This is a genomic window from uncultured Sphingomonas sp. (assembly GCF_913777625.1).
Lineage (GTDB): Bacteria > Pseudomonadota > Alphaproteobacteria > Sphingomonadales > Sphingomonadaceae > Sphingomonas.
The window spans coordinates 38332-56109 of the sequence record NZ_CAJYTI010000023.1; the positions used below are offsets into that span (position 1 = coordinate 38332).

Consider the following 17778-nt stretch of genomic DNA (forward strand, 5'->3'; position numbering starts at 1 on the left):
TGGCGACAAGGCGAAATTGTGCCCGGCGGCGGCGCCTCTCAGCGCAAGCGGAGCAGCGAGGTGATGGTGAGGCGCGGATCGGCGGCAGACCGCTGCCACGATGCCGCGACATCACCGGCATGCAGGCAGTTCGCCGGGTAAAAGATCAGCCGATTGAATGCCAAGGGTGCCTGGCCGATCCGCACGAAGGCGGGGCTGTCGCCATCCTGATAGCGTCTGGAGGGCAGGCCATGCGTCTGGCTGTCCCGCGCCAGTGCCTGGCGCCACAGCGGCACCCGCGCCGCCGTGATCCGCTCGAAGCCGGTGGCGCGGTGCCGGTAGAAGCTGGTGCCGCCGTGCGGCGAGGCGCAGAGATAATGGACCGCCGCCAGGATCGCGTCCGCGCTGTCGTCGAAATGCGGGATTCGCTGGATCGGCGCGAGCTGCGCGGGATCATCCCCGGCGATGGCGAAACTCGTCCGCAGCACGGCAGGGTCGCCGCAGCCGGCGGGCGTACCGAGGCTCGCACCCGCGATCTGGGCCAGCCACGCGGCATAGCCATCGGGTACCGGCGCGCGGAGGCCGGGATAAAGATCGCCAGCCTCCCGCCCGAACGCTGCCGCCTGCGCCGCTGCGACCAGGGCATCGGGCGCCGGATGGGCATGCTCGACCTGCCATAGCGGCACCTGCTCCGTCCCCATCAGGGCCGGGGCGACGCTCATGCCCCCGGCGCGAACCAGGCGGCTTCGGCGGCGAGCCGGGCGTTCTTGCGGCGCACCAGCCCCGCGACATGATCGAGCGACAGCGCCATCGCTGCCAGCACCATCACCTGGTCCCAGTCCCCCAGCGCCGCCGCCTTGCGGCCGAGCGCCCGCTCGTCGATGCCGTACAGCCCCTCCAGCGTGGCGGCGCTGCCATTGTGGAAGGCGACGTCGAGCTTCACCTCGCTGATCAGCCCGTGTTCGGTGATCCGCTCGACCAGCGCGGCGGTGGCAGCCTGCTCCGCCACCAGCTGGCCGAGGATCGCCTGCACCGATTGCAGATAGGCGCTGTCGCTGCCGTCCGCCTCGACGATGCCGACGGGCCCGTCGGGCACGATCGCAGGGCTGGCGCTATCGATGCACACCGCGCCTTCCAGCGCGCCGCTACCGACGAAGAAGGGTAGCCGCAACAGGTTGAGCGGCACATGATCGGCATCGAAGGCCGTGCCGTTCCAGAACAGGTTTTCCTGCGGTTCCAGCCCGAGCAGCGCGGCGGGGTAGAACTGGCCGGTCTCGGCATCCTTGGCGAGGAAGACGGGGAACTGGCTGGCCACCTTGCGGATCTCGCCGGCGACCAGCGGCACGAGGTGCACGGTTGCCGCTGCCGCCAGCGCGCGGGCGGGATCGAGCCGCAGCCCGGCATGGTCCTTGCGGGTGAGTTGCACCAGGGTCATCGGGTTTCTTTCAGGACAGGGTCAGACGGGCTGGAAGCGATATTGCGCCAGCTTGTCGAGCAGCGCGCGGTTGGTCGGCATCGCGCCCGCCAGCCGCCGCTTCATCGCGGCGACGCGTTCCAGCGCGTCCTCGGCGGCATCGCGGGCGGCGAGCGCACCCTTGCGGGGCTCGGTCCGGAATCCCATGCCGTAGAGGACATATTGGTAGCTCGCCGCCGGGAACATTTCGTGGGCGCTGGCAAAGTCGTGCTCGCCGGGCGGGGTATGCCGCCACAGCTCGAGCAGATCCTGCAGCGGCTGGGGGATGGTCGCCGGATCGCGATTGTCGCGCCAGAAGGCGGTGTCCTCGCGTTCCGACAGCATGTAGTGGAGCTTGAGGAACTCGATGATCCGGTCCCAGCGATAGCGGGTCATGTCGTTGAAGCGGCGGGCAACGATGTCCATCGCCCCGCGCGTGGCGGGCATGGCACTCGCGATATAGTCGGCCGACAGCTCGATCAGCACCAGTGCCGAGGCCTCGAGCGGCTCAAGGAACCCCGCCGCCAGCCCGACCGCGACGACATTGTTCTTCCAGAAGGTCTCCCGGTGGCCCGATCGGATCGTGATCTCCCGCGGGGTGAGATCTGCGAAGGCCGGGCCGACATAGGCGGCGAGCGCCTCCTCCACCCGATCGGCACCGGCATGGCGGCTGGAATAGACATAGCCCACGCCGCGGCGGTTCTGCAGGCCGATATCCCAGATCCAGCCATGGTCCTGCGCGGTGGAGATGGTGTGCGAGACGATCGGGGCGTCCTCGCTGTCATAGGGCACCTGCACCGCCAGCGCGCGGTCGATGAACAGTATGTCGCTGCAGTCGAGGAACGGCACGCCCATCGTTTGGCCGAGCAACAGCGAGGAAAAGCCGCTGCAATCGACGAACAGATCCGCCGAGATCGCCCCATGCCGCTGGCCGACGACGGCGGTGACATCGCCATTCTCCGCCTGCTCGACGCGGACGATATCGTCGTCGACATGGCGCACGCCAAGCTTGCCGACGCAGTGCTCGCGCAGCATCTCGCCCAGCCGCACCGCATCGAGGTGATAGGCATAGTTGGCGATGCCGCCATATTCGGGCGAGGTGATCTGCTTGGGTGCGAGGTCGTGCTCGCACAGGAATTCCTGGAAGCACACCGCATCGGAGAAGGACGGGGTGCCCGCCTCGTCCGCGCGCGCGTTCCAGAACGGCGCCAGGTCCACGCTTGGAAAGCCCTCGGGCAGCACCAGCGGGTGATAGTAGAAGTCATCCGTCGCGCCGGTGCGCCAGCCTGCGAACTTCGCCCCCTGCTTGAACGATGCCTTGCAGGCGCGCAGGAAGTCCGTCTCGCCGATGCCGATCTTGCGCAGCGTGTTGCGCATCGTCGGCCAGGTCCCCTCGCCGACCCCGATGATCCCCAGCCGCACGCTCTCGACCAGCGTTACCTGCAGGTCCGGTCCATGGCGCGCAGCGATCAGCGCCGCGGTGAGCCATCCGGCCGACCCGCCACCGACGATGCAGACCGACTCAATCTGTGGATTCATCCGTCTTCGTCTTCCCTCTCTCGTGCATCGGTCTAGCACGAACGCGCCGGCGGCAAAGGGGGCCGGAAGGGTTCTCCCCGCCTGCCCCCGATCCCATGCCCGCTCGGATCAGAAGCTGATCCGAGCGCCCAGCTTGAACCGCCGCCCGCTATCCTCCGCATTCAGGAACTGGTTGGAGTAATAGGCATATTTGAAGGCGATCGTGTTGGTGAGGTTGGCGCCTTCGACGAACACGGCGACGTTCTGGTTGATGTGGTAGGTCAGGCTGGCATCGACCTGCGAATAGGCGCGCACCTGGGTGACCGCCTGGCCGGCACCGTTGAGCGGCGGCGGCGCGAGATACTGCAGGAAGTGATCGCGCCAGTTGAACGCCACCCGCGCCTCGATGCCGTGATTGTCGTAGAACGCCACCGCATTGGCCGAGTTGGACAGGCCGGTCAGCGCGAACTTGTTGCGCAGGTCCTGCGGGTCGAGGTGACGGTTCGAGCCGACCAGCGTGCCGTTCACCTGGAAGCCGAAGCCGGTGTCGCCAAAGGCATGCTGCCAGGCGGCTTCGAGGCCGGTCACCGTCGCGTCCTGTCCGTTGACCGGCGCGGTGATGGTGAACTGCGCCGGGGTGCCCGTCGCCGGATCGAGCAGCGCGCTGCCCGAGGCCGAGGCGACCGGACCCGTCGTCTGGTTGAGCACGATGAAGTTGTTGACGCTCTTGAGGTACCCGCCCAGCGAGACATAGCTCGACCGGCCGTAATAATATTCGAACGACAGGTCGAGGTTGCTCGCCTTGAACGGCTTGAGGTCGGCATTGCCGCGGCTGGCGGCGAAGTTGCCGGGACGCAGCGTGACCAGCGTGGTCACCGGCGAGAGCTGTTCCAGGGTCGGGCGCGTGATCGTCTGCGAGGCGGCGAAGCGCACGGTGAACGCATCGGACAGCTGCCACTTCAGCGCGATGTTGGGCAGGATGTCGAGATAATGCGCGGTGCCGACGGTGCGCGTGGTGCCGGACGATGCCGAGCCATATTGGGTCTGGTCGTTGGCGAGCTTGACCAGCGCGGTATAGGCGGTGGCGAGGCCGTTGACGTTGGTCGAGGTATCCTCGAACCGCACGCCCGCGATGATCGAGATCGGCTTGCCGGCGACATTGCCGCGCCACTCGGTCTCGAGATAGCCGCCGAGCACCCGCTCCTTGACGATCGTGTCGTTGACCAGCGGCGGCGCGAAGGTGAAGCCCGCGCCCTGCTGCGCCGTGATCGCGTCGAACAGCGCAGGGCCGCTGAAGGTCAGCCACTGGGTCGGCAGGCGGTTCGACCCGCTCACCCCGGACAGAAAGTTGCTGCCGGCATTGAAGGTGGTGATCGCGACGCTCGAAGGCACCGGCAGATTGTAGCCGCAGGTGGTGCAGCCGGTGCCGCCGTCGTTCGAGTAGAGCGAGGTCCGCTTGCGGTCCTCGGAGCCGTAGAAGCCGGCACTGGCCTTCACCAGCCCCTCGCTGCCATCGCCCTTATAGGCGAGGTCGGCGCGGAGCTGCTTCACCTCGTCGCGGATGCCATAGCCGCGCAGCAGCATCACGTGCTGGCACATCGGCTGGCCGGCGCCGACCACGGTGGTGCTGCCCGGCTGGCCGGAGTCGGTGACGGCGCTGCCGCAACGGTTGGTCGGGTTGGCGAAGGTCGGCAGCGTCTCGGTCTGCCACGGCAGGCGCGAGCCGTCCGACTGGTAGCGCGACGAGCCGGTCAGATAGCCGAGCAGCGCCAGATAGGCTTCCTTGCCGCCATTGGGATCTTCCTTGGCCAGCGAATAGCTGCCGTCGAGGCTGGCGACGAGGTTCGGCGAGACTTGCCATTCGACGTTCAGGCCGACGGCGCGGGTATTGGTGCGCTTGTCGAACTTCTTGTCGTGGAAGTCGGTGGCGATGCCGCTCGCCTGGGTCATGTCGATCACGGTGCCGTTGGCATCGGTCTTGACGTTGGTCAGGTTCGACGCGGTGAACCAGTGGCCATAGGAGCGGGCATCGGTGGTGTTGGTGAACTTGGTGTAGAGCCCGTCGGCCGTCACCGTCACCGCGTCGTTCGGGCGATATTGCAGCACCAGCGTGCCGCCGATCCGCTCGCGATCCTCGCGGGTGACCTTGCTGTCGAAATTCTGCGGGATGAAGATATTGCCCTGCGGGTTGGTCGCCGAGACCGTCCCCTTCCCGCCATTCACTTGGGAGCCCGGAATGGCCGGATTGACCAGCCAGCCATCGGTCTGCGCCTGGTTGATCTTGGTGAAGCGGTGCTGGTAGCTTCCCGACAGCAGGACGCCGAGCTTGCCGTCGGCCAGCGTGTCGGCGAACAGGAACGACGCATCGGGCGCGCTCTTCTTGGCATTGCCGTCATAATTGGCGTCGACCGTCGCCGCGAACTTCATGCCCTTGTAATCGAACGGACGCGCGGTCTTGATGTTCACGGTCGAGCCGACGCCGCCCGACTGGTAGCGCGCGGTCGACGACTTGTAGACTTCCACGCCCGAGACCAGCTCGGAGGCGAGCGTGTCGAACGAGAAGGCGCGGCCCGAGGCCTGGCTGGGATCGGTCGGCGTCGCGATCTGGCGGCCATTGACCAGCACGGTATTGAATTCCGGCCCGAAGCCGCGGACCGTGACGAAGGCGCCCTCGCCGCCCGACCGGTCGATCGACACGCCGGTGATGCGCTGGAGCGATTCCGCCAGGTTCGCGTCGGGCAGCTTGCCGATGTCCTTGGTCGAGATCGCGTCGACGATGCCCGAGGCCGCACGCTTGATCCCGCGCGAATTGTCGAGGCTGGCGCGCAGGCCGGTCACCACGATGGTCGCGCCCTCTTCGGCGGCGGGTGCCTGCACGGCGGGCGCGGAGGATTGTTCCTGCGGCCCACTGCCCTGCGACGCCATCGCCACGGGCTTGCCTGCGCCACCGCCGGTCGGCTCCGCATTCGGGCGCGGCACGACGACGTAGGTGCGCGGGCCGGACTGGCGTGCGACGAGGCCGGTGCCCGCGAACAGGCGGTTGAGCGCCTCGCCCACGGTGTACTCGCCGCGAACGCCGTTGGTGCGGACCGACTGGGTCAGCCGCCGCGCCGCGATGATCTGCACATCGGCCTGATGGCCAAACAGGCCGATCGCGGTCTGCGCCGGCTGTGCTTCAATCGAGAATTGCTTGGTTTGTGCTGCAGCCTGTGCCGCGGCCGGCATCGCGACCATGCAGACGATGCTCGCGGACGCAAAGAGCGCCCCGCGCAAGGTGGCCCTCGCCATATTTCCTCCCCTTTTCAACCTGCGTCTTTTTCAGATCTTTGCGACCTGTATGTGCTTAGAGACGCCTGCGGGGATTTTCCTTCCCCGGTCACGCCCCCTCTCGAATTTTATTTCTCCATTGCTCGCGCCGTCATGCGCTGGATGCGGATGAAGCGCGGGTCGTCGAGATTGACGGCCAGGCCCAGCGCGTCGCGCACCGCCTGGGCAAAGCCTTCGGGATCGTTGATGCGGAACAGCCCGTCGAAGCGCTCGCCTGCGGCATCCGGGTCGGCGATGACGATCTGGCGCTCGTTGTAGCGATTGAACTCGTCGGCGGCGTCGGCCAGCGAAGTGCCGTTCAGATCGATCATGCCGCCACGCCAGGCAAGTGCGCGATCGACCGACGAGGACTTGGTCGCTTCATAATGGACGATGGCGTGCTCGTTGATCAGCGCGGACTGGCCGGCGCTGAGCCGCACGCGCTGCGCCTCGTCCCCGTCGGACCAGGTCTCGACCACGCCTTCGGTGACTAGCACCTCGACGCCATTGTCGCGCTTGCGGACCGAAAAGGCAGTGCCCACCGCCTGCGCCCGGACCTTGCCGGCGGCGACCACGAACGGACGGGCGGCATCCTTGGCGACCTCGAACCAGGCCTCCCCCTCGGCTAGTTCGACCTCGCGGGCGCGCTTCGCCATGCGCACCTGGAGAGCGCTGCCGGAATTGATCGTCATCACCGACCCATCGACCAACGGCACGCGCCGGATCTCCCCCACCTTGGTGACATAGGCGACCCCGCGCCCGGGAAAGAGCAACGCGCCGACGGTCCCGGCGGCAGACGCCGCGGCCAGCCCACCCAGCACCCCGCGCCGCCGCCAGAGGCCCGACCGCTCGAAGGCCTTGTCGTCGCTCTCGACGGGCGCAGCCTCGGCGATGTGCGCGACGATCTCCGGCGCCTGCCATAGCGCGTGGGTGCGCAGCAGCAGCCCCTGGCGGCGCGGATCCTCCGCAAGCCAGCGCTGGAGCTCGGCCTCGTCGGCGTCGCTCCAATCGCCGCCGTCCATGCGAGCGACCCAGGCTGCCGCAGCGTCGGCATCGGCGTGGGGTGACCTGATGCTCACAGGATACCGGCCTTGCGACCGGCCGCGGGTTCCGCAGCCCCGACCGGCGTCTCGCCGGACCAGCCCTCGCGAATGGCGCGGACGCCTACCCAGATCTGCTTTTCCACCGCCTTCTCGGTGATCCCCAGATGCGCTGCGATTTCCTTTTGCGACCAGCCCTCGATCTTGCGCAGTTCGACGATGCGGCGGCAACGTTCGGGAAGACCGGCGATCAGCGCCATCACGCGCTCATAGGCCAGGCGGATCGACACCTGCTCCTCGGGCGATGGGGTTTGGGTATCGCGGAAGCTCTCGATCTCACTGATCGCCTCGAGCGGCACGACCTGCTGGCGCTTGAGCCGGCGCAGCAGCAGATTGCGCGCGATCGAGAAGAAATAGGCGTGGCCGCAATCGATATGATCGACGGACTCCAGCGTCGCGATCCGGCAATAGGCTTCCTGCATCAGTTCATCCACGTCCTCGGGCGCAAGCCGTCGGCGCGCGAACCAGCCCCGGATGCGGTCTTCGTGCGGCACGATTTCGCGCGCGACCCATAGCGCCAGGGCACGGCGCCGCTCGACTTGCGATGTCACATTCCCTTTCGCCACACCCTCCTATGGCCGCGCTCGGATTTTCTGTTTGCCCCAAGAGAGACGCGGGATAGCAAAATCCTTCCCCGCCCCGGCGATTTTTCTTGTCGTCGCCGCTGGTCGCCGGCGCGGCGGCGGGCCTTCGTCACGCCGTGACTGGCTCCATTTCCCCGCAGTCACGCCGCGCAGGGAAGCAGCACGAGAAAGGTCGAGCCCCGCCCCACCGCGCTTTCCTTGAGCTCGATCCCACCGCCGTGCAGCGTGACGAGCTGGCGGACGAGCGCCAGCCCGATGCCGAGCCCTTCGGGTTGTCCTTCCCCGCGGTCCACCTGCGCGAACAGCTCGAACACCTGCGCCTGCATCTCGGCCGGGATGCCGAGGCCGGTATCGGCGACCTCGATCGCGGCCCAGGCACCCTCCCGCCGCACGATGACGCGAATAGCACCGCCGGGCGGCGTGTATTTCGCGGCGTTCGACAGCAGGTTGCTGACGACCTGGGCGATCCGCGCCTGATCGGCATGGATCCAGATCGGCGCTTCGGGCAGATTCACGGTCAGCGCGTGGCCTTGTCCATCGATCTGCGGGCGGCTCAGCTCCACCGCCAGCGCGACGGCATCGGCGAGGTTCATGCGTTCGGCGCGCAGCACGATCTTGCCCTGGTCGATGCGCGCGACATCGAGCAAATCCTCGATCAGCCGGGTCATGTGCCCGACCTGCCGCTCCATCTGCCCGCGCACCTGCTCGGCCGCTTCGCCTTCGGGACGGCGTCTGAGCAGATGCAGGCCGGCGCCGAAGGCCATGATCGGATTGCGCAACTCGTGGCCGACCATCCCCAGAAAGGCATTCTTGCGCCGGTCGGCGAGTTGGAGGTTCTTCGTCAGTCGCTCCAGTTCGTCGCGCTGGGCGATGATCTGGCGGCGCTGTTCGTACAGCTCGAAGAAGACGTTGCTCTTCGACCACAGGACGCCCGCGTCGACAGGCTTCTGGAGAAAGTCGACCGCACCTGCCTCATAGCCGCGAAAGCGGCGCCGGGCGTCGGCACTGCCGGCGGTCAGGAAGATGATCGGCACGTGCCGGGTACGTTCGTTGCCGCGCAGGAACTCGGCGAGTTCGAAGCCGTCCATGCCGGGCATCTGCACATCGAGCAGCGCCAGCGCGACATCGTGCACCAGCAGCAATTCCAGCGCCTCGTCGCCCGAGCGGGCCTTGAGGCATTCGAGGCCGTCCCGCCGCAGCAGCGCCTCCAGCGCCAGCAGGTTCTCGTCGAGATCGTCGACGAGCAGGAACTTGACGGGATCAGGGGCGGACATGGGATTGGGCCAATCGGATGAGATGTGGGGCAATGGCGCCGATCGTGAGGCTGGTAGCGTTGGGGCACAGCGCAAGGCCGGCTGCCGGCATCGTCGGCACGCGGGCAGTGTTCGGATCCTCGACGATCGCGGTGCCGCCCGCGCGGGCAACCGCGCGCAGGCCCTCGGCGCCGTCGTGGTTGGCGCCGGTGAGCAGCACGGCGATCACGCGGTGCCGCAGCGCGTCCGCCGCGCTTTCGAACAGAACGTCGATCGATGGCCGGCTATGGTTGACCGGATCGTCGGCGGAGAGCGCCAGGCTGCCGTCCGGCTCGACCAGCAGATGATAGTTGGCCGGTGCGAAATAGAGGGTGCCGGGCTCGGGCAGTTGCTTGTCCTCGGCCTCGCGCACCCGCATCGCGCAGCGCGCCTCGAACAGCGCCGCCAGCCCATGGTCGTGCTCGGGCGGCACATGAACGACGACCAGAACCGGCCACGCGAAGTCCGTGGGAAGCCCTGGCAGCAGCGTGAGCAGCGCCTGAACGCCCCCGGCCGAGGCACCGATGACGATCATGCCGCACACCGCTCGCGTCGCTGGTAGATCTTCTCCTCGCGGACGAAGTCGGCGAAGCCGGTGGCATGGTCGGAAAAGCGCAGGCTTTCCTTGCGGCCGAGGCCAAGGAAACCGCGGCGCACGAGCGACTCCTCGAACAGCCCGACCGCGCGCTCCTGCAGGCTCCGGTTGAAGTAGATCAGCACGTTGCGGCACGAGATCAGGTGCATTTCGGCGAACACCGAATCCGTCGCCAGGCTGTGATCGGAGAAGACGACATTGGCGCGCAGGCTGCTGTCGAAGATCGCCCGGTCATAGTCGGCCGTGTAATAGTCGGAGAGCGAGGTGCGCGCGCCGGATTTCTGGTGGTTCTCGGTGAACTTGCGGATCTGGTCGAGCGGATAGACCCCCGCCTCGGCCGCCCTCAGCGCCTTCGGGTTGATGTCGGTCGCATAGAAGATCGTGCGCTGCTCCAGCCCCTCCTCGCGGAACAGCATGGCGAGCGAATAGACTTCCTCGCCGTTGCTGCACCCGGCGATCCACACCTTGAGCGACGGGTAGGTGCGCAGGTGCGGGATCACCTTCTCGCGCAGCGCCCGGAAATAGCTGGGATCGCGAAACATCTCGCTCACCTGGACGGTGAGGTAGTTGAGCAGCCTAGGCAGCATGTCCGGATCGTGCAGCAGCCGCTCCTGCAGGGCCGAGAAGCTGCTTACCCCCAGCCGGGCACGCGCCTGGAGCAGCCGCCGCTTGATCGACGCGCGGGCATAGTGCCGGAAATCATAGTGATAGCGCCGGTAGAGCGCCTCGAGCAGCAGCTCGATCTCGATATCGTCGATATCGGGTTCCGCAGGTTCCTCGGTCATCGCGGCATCCAAACGCGGACGAGCGACAAGAGTTTATCGACGTCGATCGGCTTCGCCATGTAATCGCTCGCGCCCGCCTCGATGCAGCGTTCCTGGTCGTCGGGCATCGCCTTCGCGGTGAGCATGATGATCGGCAGCTTGGCCCAGCGCGGATCCTGGCGGATCGCGCGGGTGGCGGTGAGGCCGTCCATCACCGGCATCATCACGTCCATCAGCGCCAGATCGACGCCCTGGTTCGGATCGGCGGCGGCTTCCGCCAGTGCATCGAGCGCCTCCTGCCCGTTGCGGGCGATGCGGACGAGCACGCCGCGCGGCTCCAGCACGCTGGTCAGCGAATAGACGTTGCGGACATCGTCCTCGACGATCAGCACCCGTCGCCCCTCCAGCACGGCGTCGCGGCGGCGCGCGGCCTGGATCATCTGCTGCTGCTCGCTCGGCAGTTCCGAGACAACCTGGTGGAGGAACAGCGAGACCTCGTCGAGCAGCCGCTCGGGCGACTTGGCGCCCTTGATGATGATCGAGCTCGAATAGCGGCGCAGCTTCTGCTCGTCATCGGCGCTGAGGTCGTGGCCGGTATAGACGATCACCGGCGGGAAGCTGTGCGCACCGTCCTCCTGGCTGAGCGTCTCGAGCAGCGAATAGCCCGAGGCGTCGGGGAGCGACAGGTCGAGCACCATGCAGTCGAAGGTCTGGCTGCGCAGCATGTCGAGGCATTCGGCGGCGGTGCGCACGCCGACGGTCTCGACATCGTCGGTCTGGAGCAGCCGGGCGACGGCGTCGCGCTGGACGTCGTCATCCTCGACGATCAGCACGCGGCGCATGCGGCTGGCGGTTCGCGCCTGCAGGTTCTGGAGCACCTCGGCGAGCAGCTCGCGCTTGATCGGCTTGATGTGATAGCCGACCGCGCCGAGCGACAGCGCCGTCTGGCTCTGATCCGCAGCGGAGATGACGTGGATCGGGATGTGGCGGGTCGCGTCTTCCTGCTTCAGCTGGTCGAGCACGATCAGCCCGGACTGGTCCGGCAGGCCGAGGTCGAGCACCACCGCGCTCGGTCGATAGGTGCGGGCCAGGTGCAGCGCCTCGTCCGCGGTGCTGGCGATCAGGCACTGGAAGCCGAGCTCGCGCGACAGATCGCAGACGATCGCGGCGAAGACGGCATCGTCCTCGATCACCAGCAGGTGCCGACCCCCAGGCACCAGGGCTTCGCGGTCGTCCTCCAGCACCCAGTCCGCCGCTGCGGCGGAACGGCGCGGGGGCGTCGGCGCCACCACGGGGGTCGACGCTGGCTCGGGCAGGTGCTTGGCGGCAGCGGCGGCAGCCGGCACTGCGCGCGGTGCCACCGCCCCGGCATCGTAGCGAAGCGGCAGCGTCAGCGTGAAGCTGCTGCCCTCGCCTGCCCGGCTTTCCAGCGTGATGCCGCCCCCCAGCAGCCGCGCCAGCTCGCGCGAGATCGACAGGCCGAGGCCGGTACCCCCATAGCGGCGGTTGATCGTGCCGTCGGCCTGGTGGAACGCCTCGAAGATCATCTTCTGCTGCTCGGGCGAGATGCCGATGCCGGTATCACGCACGGCGAAGGCAAGCCCGTCGCCCGCCGCGCGAACCTCCAGCGTCACCGCGCCCTTTTCGGTGAACTTGAGCGCGTTCGACAGGAGGTTCTTGAGGATCTGTTCCAGCCGCATCCGATCGGTCTCGATGCCGCGCGGGGCCGCGTCGTCGAGCACGATGTCGAGATCGAGCCCGCGCTGCTCCGCCACCGGCTGGAAGACCTGGCGCAGATCCGTGGCCAGCCGCACCAGGCTAACCGGCTCCGGCCGGATTTCTATATGGCCCGCCTCGATCTTCGAAAGGTCGAGGATATCGTTGATCAGCGTGAGCAGGTCGTTGCCCGAGGATTCGATCGTGCGCGCGAACTTCACCTGCTCGGCGGTCAGCGTGTTCGGACCGTTATCGCCAAGCAGCCGGGCGAGGATCAGCAGCGAGTTGAGCGGCGTGCGCAGCTCGTGGCTCATGTTCGCCAGGAAGTCGCTCTTGTACTGGCTCGCCTGCTCCAGCTCGCGGGTCTTGGCGAGGAGGGCAGAGCTGCCGCGCTCCAGTTCGTCGCGCTGGTGCTCCAGTGCCTGGGCCTGTTCCTCGAGCTGGCTGTTGGTCTGTTCGAGCTCGACCTGCTGCTGCTCGAGCATCGCCTGCGATTCGCGCAGCGCCCGGCCCTGCTCCTCCAGTTCCTCGTTGTTGACCTGGAGCTCCTCGCTCTGGGTCTGGAGCTCGGCGGCTTGGCGCTGGGTTTCCTCCAGCGCGTCCTGCAGCTGGGCGCGGAAGCGTGCCGAGCGCAGCGCCACGCCGATCACCGGCGAGGCGCGCTCCAGCAGCTCCAGCATCATCGGATCGGTCGGGTAAAAGAAGCCGAGTTCGAGGACCGCATTGACGATCTCGTCCGCCTTGGTCGGTGCGATCAGCAAGTGGCGCGGCTTGTCGCTGCCGAAGGCCGAACCGATCTCCAGATACTGGTCGGGCACGTCGTCGAGCAGGATCGGCACCCCCTCCGCCGCGACCCGGCCGAGCAGGCCGTCGCGCAGGCCGAAGCTTTCCGGCACATCGGCATCGCCCGGCACGCCGAGCGTCGCGACACGGCGGAACAGCCCGGCCTCGCCCTTGAACAGCGCGCCGGCCTGGAAGCCGAGCTTCTCGGCGAGAAACGCCAGCACCGCCTCGGCGATTTCCTCGACCGAGCGATCGCCGCGTACCGCAGCGGAAATGCCGAGCAGCCCGTTCTGCAGCCATTCCTCCCGCGCACGGGCATGCAGGTTGCGGCGAATGAGGACGAAGATCATCAGCGTCAGCGCCGCGCCGATCAGGCTCGAGACAACGCCACTGGCGATCGCCGCGCTGGATGCCGCCGCCATGTCGTCCAGCCGCTGCTGGCGGAGGCGCCCTTCTTCCTGCGCCATCACCGCAAGCTGGGCGCGGATCGCGTCCATGCTGGCCTTGCCTACGCCGGTTTCGACCACGGCGAGCGCCGCCGCCAGGCTCTTGGTGCGGCGGAGCTCGATCGTTTCGCGCAACTCGTTCAGCTTGGCACTCACCTGGCGGCGCAGCTGCACGATGTTGCTCTGCTGCAGTGCATTGTCGCTGACGAGCGTCTGGAGATGCCCCAGCCGCGCGTCGAGCGTCTCGGTCGCCCTGCTATAGGGCTCGAGATAGCTCGAGGCGCCGGTCAGCAGGAAGCCGCGCTGCCCGGTTTCGGCATCCTGGACGGTGGAGAGCACCTCGTCGAGCGCGATCAGCACGGTGTGGCTGTGCCGGATCGCCGCGTCGCTCTCGTTCAGCGCCCGCACGTTGCGATAGGCGAGCGCACCGCTGATCAGGAAAAAGGCCAAGCCGACGACGAGCCCGATCGTCGTCCAGGCGGAACGGCCGCCGGAGTCGCGCAATAATGTCCGACGCTTCATGCACTTGATCCCGATAGAGCCCCCGCGCTGCGCATACCGCACCATGGCGGCAGGGCAAGGGTCCCGACGAACAGGATCAAGCAGACGGAGTGCCGGCGCCTCTCCTTGCGGAACGCCGGCACTCCTTCGTGTCGCCGCCTTTACCCTTTCAGGCGCGGGCGGAGGGGATCAGAATCGCGTGCGCAGCGTCAGGCCGTAGGTGCGCGGCTCGGCGAGGAACGAGCCGAACACTGCATTGCCCACCGCATAGGCCGGCGCCCCGAAGGCCTGCACCTGCGACTGGCTGCCGGCGCCCTGGAACGGCATGCTGAAGGCGACCTGCTGATACTTGGTATCGAGCAGGTTCTGCGCCCACAGCTCCACCGCCCATTTCTCGTCCGGGCCGCGCACGCCGAGGCGGGCGTTCATCGTGACGAAGCCGTCCTGCATCTTCTCGATGAACAGATCCGAGCCGGTGTTGTAATCGCTGGTCATGCGGCCATCGACATAGAACAGGCCGGTCAGCCCGTTGCTGCCGATCGCGGGTGTCCAGGTCACCGCACCGGTCACGGTGTTGCGCGGCGCGTTGGACATCTGGCTGCCGGGCAGCAGGAACAGCGCCGAGTTGAGCGGCACGCCCGACTTGCTGCCGACCAGATCGTGCTGATATTTGGCGTCGGCCAGCGTGTAGCCCAGGTTCACGGTGAAGTTGGACGTCGGGTAGAGGCCGACCTCCAGCTCCACGCCCTGCGTCACCACGCCCTTGCCGACGCTGCCGGTGCAAGCCCCGGTGGCCGAGCTGTTGTCGCGGTCCGCACCGTTCAACGGCGTGCTGCACCCACCGATATTCTGGACGATATAGGCGGTGCCGTTGAACGTGTTGAGCTGGAAGTTGGTGAATTCCGAGCGGTACACCGCGACGTTCGCGGTGAGGTGGCGCGAGGTGTATTTCGCGCCGATTTCATAGGCGTTCACCGTCTCGGGGTCGAACCGCAGATTTGCCGCGGTGGCCGGCGTCGGCGTGGTGAACACGGTGGCCGTCAGCGCCGAGCGGTCGAGGTTGTAGCCGCCCGCCTTGTAGCCGCGCGCGAACGAGGCATAGGCGAGCGTGCTTTCCGACGGCTTCCACGAGAGCACGGCGGTGCCGGTCAGCTGGCCTTCCTTGAAGCGATGGCTGAACGGCACGCCGGTCAGCGCCGAGGTCGAGTTGCCGGTGCAGGTCAGCGTGATGATGCCGCCGACCAGTGCCTGGAGCGCCGGCACGCCGAGCAGCGGGCCGAGTGCCTGCTGCTGCGCCGGGCAGACGGTGTTGTTGTTGTTGAACGCCGCCGTCAGCGACTTGCTCTCGTGCGTGTAGCGCGCGCCGAGCGTGAGGCTCAGCTTGTGGGTGAGCTTGTAGATGTTGTGGGTGAAGAACGCCCAGTTCTCGCTGGTCTGGTTGTAGAGATCGAGCGTGCTGCCGAGGTCGTTGAGCGTGCTGAGGCGATCGATGCCGGCAACCACCTGCGGGCCGACGGCAGGCGTCAGCGCGGCGCGGCCGATGGCGCTCAGGCAGCCGGGACGGGTCGGGTCGCGCAGCGCTGCGGTGGGGTTGATCGTCGCGACCATGCGGCAGGCGGCGAAGGCGCCGTACTGGGTGCCGAAGCGGAGATTGTCCGCCAGCTGCAGCTTCTCGCGCGCGTAATAGCCGCCGACCAGCCAGTCGAGCTTGTCGCCCAGGATCGTGCCTGAGAAGCGGCTCTCGTGGCTGAAGGTGTGGAACTGGCGGTAGCTGTTGCCGTCGTTCGGGCGATAGGCGATGTCGACATTGCCATAGTCGATGTCGGCCGCGCCGCCCGACTTGTACTCGCGGTACGCGGTCAGCGAGGTCAGCTGAGTCGAACCCAGGTTCCAGCGGACGCGGGCGGAGAGGCCATAGTCGGTGGTGAGGTTGGCATAGGCGCGGCCGGGCGTCTGCGCGATCTGGCGGTTATAGGGGTCGCCTTCGCTCGGCAGCACGCCGCCCAGGCTGCGCAGGATCGCGGTGACGCGGTTGCCCGCCGGATTGATCGAGAAATCGCCCGCGACGCCCGGCGTCGGGTCCAGCTTCTCGCGCGTGTCCATATAGACCGCGCCGCAGCACTTTTCGCGGCGATGGGTATAGTCGGCGATCAGGCGAATGCCGAGATCCGGGTTGACCGTGAACAGCAATTGCCCGCGGACGAAATAGCGGTTGCGATCGTTATAGTCGGTCTTGTTGACGACATCGTACAGATAGCCGTCCCGCTTCGAATAGACGCCGTCGATGCGGAAGGCGAGCAGGTCCTTGACCACCGGGCCGGTCAGCGCGCCGGACAGGCGAACGGCGTTGTAATTGCCATAGGTGGCCTCGGCGAACCCGCCGAACTTGAACTCGGGCAGCTTGGTGTAGATGCTGATCGCGCCGGCCGAGGAGTTGCGGCCGGACAGCGTGCCCTGGGGCCCGCGCAGCACCTCGATGCGCTCGATCTCGCCCATGTCGTTGAGGCCGGAGCCGGTGCGGCTGCGATAGATGCCGTCGATGAACACCGCGACCGAACTTTCCAGGCCCGGATTGTCGCCGACCGTGCCGATGCCGCGAACGCGGGCGGCGGCATTGGCCTCCGAGCCGGTCGACGAGACCAGCAGCGACGGCGCGATCTGCGTCATCTGGCGGATATCAGTCGCGCCCGAATTCTGGAGCGCCGCCTGGCCGAAGGCGGAGACGGCGATCGGCACGCTGGAAAGACGTTCCGAGCGCCGGGTCGCCGTGACCACGATGTCGGCGGTGTTCGGGGATTCGTTCTCGGCTGTCGAAGGCGTGTTGGCAGCGGAGCCTCGCAGGTCCTGGGCCGCGGCCGGAGAAGCGATCAGGGCAAGGACCCCGGCGGACACCAAGAATGCGCACTTCGACATGACGGCTTCCTCTCAATCCCCAGCTTTTGCTTTGGTTTGATTGCCGTTTTGATCGGAGACGGATAAATTTCGATGAATGCCGCGTCCGTAGTCGCACGGAGCGTGCAGCGGCCTCGCCCCTTCGCCGGAACGGCAGCGAGAGGCGCGATGCGCGGCTATAAGAGGGCTTCTAGAGCAGGTAGTTGCTGCGTCCGCGCGTCTCGAAAGGCGCGGAGCGAAGGCCGCGCCCTTCTCTTCCCGCTGCCCGCTGCCGATCAGAGGCAGCGCGGGTCGCGAACGGGGGCTTCATTGCCCCGGGTCAGCCAGCGGCCATCCGGTGCGCGGTACTTCTCGCCCGGCGCGGTGCGCAGGATCAGGTTGCAGCCGGTGACGAACGCCATCTGCTCGACGGTCGAGCTCGCCGCCGCCTGATCGGTGTAATGGCGCTTGCGCTGGATGTTGATGTTGTTGACGATCGCCTGCAGCTCGGGCGTCGCCGCGCCGACGATGCCGAGATAGCCGTCGGGCTGTTCGCCCACCTTGCCCTCCTGGCGCGCCGCCTGATAGGCCGGATCGCGTTGCGCAAGGGCCGGCGCCGCAACGCCCGCCGCGATCACTGCGGCCATGCCCAAGGTGTAAAGCAACTGTCGCATCAGAAAATCCCCGGATTGTCCTGGATGATGGCCTTCGCCTTGTTGTCGAGGCGGTAGACCACTTCCTGGGTGATCGAAATATTGAGGTTGATGACGATCGGCTTGTCGGGTGCGTTCACTGTCACGCACCCGCCCAGCAGCGCCAGCGGGGCGATCGCACACCCTCCCAGCCGAAAAGACCAACCCTGTTTCATGG

At 67.2% G+C, this 17778-nt stretch carries 13 protein-coding genes; all 13 read right to left on the reverse strand.

What is annotated here, in order from left to right; all coding sequences use genetic code 11:
- Positions 1-38: 38 nt before the first annotated feature.
- On the reverse strand, positions 39-701 hold the full coding sequence (locus QZ814_RS12990; protein ID WP_294332857.1) for a DUF6445 family protein: 663 nt from the start codon (positions 699-701) through the stop codon (positions 39-41).
- Positions 698-1414, reverse strand: coding sequence for a SapC family protein (locus tag QZ814_RS12995; RefSeq protein ID WP_294332858.1), 717 nt, complete (start codon positions 1412-1414; stop codon positions 698-700). The genes QZ814_RS12990 and QZ814_RS12995 overlap by 4 nt, the downstream gene beginning before the upstream one ends.
- Positions 1415-1435: 21 nt before the next feature.
- The gene (locus QZ814_RS13000; protein WP_294332859.1) at positions 1436-2971 is read right to left on the reverse strand and encodes a tryptophan halogenase family protein; all 1536 of its coding nucleotides are present in this window, start codon (positions 2969-2971) and stop codon (positions 1436-1438) included.
- A 108-nt stretch (positions 2972-3079) separates the two neighbouring features.
- On the reverse strand, positions 3080-6238 hold the full coding sequence (locus QZ814_RS13005) for a TonB-dependent receptor (RefSeq protein ID WP_294332860.1): 3159 nt from the start codon (positions 6236-6238) through the stop codon (positions 3080-3082).
- Positions 6239-6345: 107 nt separating this feature from the next.
- Positions 6346-7335, reverse strand: a complete 990-nt coding sequence (locus QZ814_RS13010; RefSeq protein ID WP_294332861.1) for a FecR domain-containing protein — start codon at positions 7333-7335, stop codon at positions 6346-6348.
- Positions 7332-7907 carry a sigma-70 family RNA polymerase sigma factor gene (locus tag QZ814_RS13015; RefSeq protein WP_294332862.1) on the reverse strand — a complete coding sequence of 192 codons (576 nt, stop codon included), beginning with the start codon at positions 7905-7907 and terminating at the stop codon, positions 7332-7334. The genes QZ814_RS13010 and QZ814_RS13015 overlap by 4 nt, the downstream gene beginning before the upstream one ends.
- Before the next feature lie 173 nt (positions 7908-8080).
- Positions 8081-9214, reverse strand: coding sequence for a hybrid sensor histidine kinase/response regulator (locus tag QZ814_RS13020; protein WP_294332863.1), 1134 nt, complete (start codon positions 9212-9214; stop codon positions 8081-8083).
- On the reverse strand, positions 9201-9767 hold the full coding sequence (locus QZ814_RS13025) for a chemotaxis protein CheB (RefSeq protein ID WP_294332864.1): 567 nt from the start codon (positions 9765-9767) through the stop codon (positions 9201-9203). The genes QZ814_RS13020 and QZ814_RS13025 overlap by 14 nt, the downstream gene beginning before the upstream one ends.
- A complete protein-coding gene (locus QZ814_RS13030) occupies positions 9764-10612 on the reverse strand; it encodes a protein-glutamate O-methyltransferase CheR (protein WP_294332865.1) in 849 nt (282 codons plus the stop codon). Before QZ814_RS13030 ends, QZ814_RS13025 begins: the two co-directional genes overlap by 4 nt.
- Entirely contained in the window at positions 10609-14058 is a 3450-nt protein-coding gene (locus tag QZ814_RS13035) for a response regulator (protein WP_294332866.1), read from the reverse strand. The genes QZ814_RS13030 and QZ814_RS13035 overlap by 4 nt, the downstream gene beginning before the upstream one ends.
- Positions 14059-14226: 168 nt before the next feature.
- On the reverse strand, positions 14227-16950 hold the full coding sequence (locus tag QZ814_RS13040) for a TonB-dependent receptor (RefSeq protein ID WP_294332867.1): 2724 nt from the start codon (positions 16948-16950) through the stop codon (positions 14227-14229).
- 254 nt (positions 16951-17204) lie between these two features.
- On the reverse strand, positions 17205-17582 hold the full coding sequence (locus QZ814_RS13045) for a YdbL family protein (protein WP_294332868.1): 378 nt from the start codon (positions 17580-17582) through the stop codon (positions 17205-17207).
- Complete coding sequence (locus tag QZ814_RS13050) at positions 17582-17776, reverse strand: YnbE family lipoprotein (RefSeq protein WP_294332869.1); 195 nt, start codon at positions 17774-17776, stop codon at positions 17582-17584. Before QZ814_RS13050 ends, QZ814_RS13045 begins: the two co-directional genes overlap by 1 nt.
- Positions 17777-17778: the final 2 nt, after the last annotated feature.

Coding starts and splice junctions, on each gene's coding strand:
- QZ814_RS13025 (WP_294332864.1), bottom strand. CDS start 9,767: ATGATCGTCATCGGTGCCTCGGCCGGGGGCGTTCAGGCGCTGCTCACG.
- QZ814_RS13005 (WP_294332860.1), bottom strand. CDS start 6,238: ATGGCGAGGGCCACCTTGCGCGGGGCGCTCTTTGCGTCCGCGAGCATC.
- QZ814_RS13040 (WP_294332867.1), bottom strand. CDS start 16,950: ATGTCGAAGTGCGCATTCTTGGTGTCCGCCGGGGTCCTTGCCCTGATC.
- QZ814_RS13045 (WP_294332868.1), bottom strand. CDS start 17,582: ATGCGACAGTTGCTTTACACCTTGGGCATGGCCGCAGTGATCGCGGCG.
- QZ814_RS13020 (WP_294332863.1), bottom strand. CDS start 9,214: ATGTCCGCCCCTGATCCCGTCAAGTTCCTGCTCGTCGACGATCTCGAC.
- QZ814_RS13050 (WP_294332869.1), bottom strand. CDS start 17,776: ATGAAACAGGGTTGGTCTTTTCGGCTGGGAGGGTGTGCGATCGCCCCG.
- QZ814_RS12995 (WP_294332858.1), bottom strand. CDS start 1,414: ATGACCCTGGTGCAACTCACCCGCAAGGACCATGCCGGGCTGCGGCTC.
- QZ814_RS13030 (WP_294332865.1), bottom strand. CDS start 10,612: ATGACCGAGGAACCTGCGGAACCCGATATCGACGATATCGAGATCGAG.
- QZ814_RS12990 (WP_294332857.1), bottom strand. CDS start 701: ATGAGCGTCGCCCCGGCCCTGATGGGGACGGAGCAGGTGCCGCTATGG.
- QZ814_RS13035 (WP_294332866.1), bottom strand. CDS start 14,058: ATGAAGCGTCGGACATTATTGCGCGACTCCGGCGGCCGTTCCGCCTGG.
- QZ814_RS13000 (WP_294332859.1), bottom strand. CDS start 2,971: ATGAATCCACAGATTGAGTCGGTCTGCATCGTCGGTGGCGGGTCGGCC.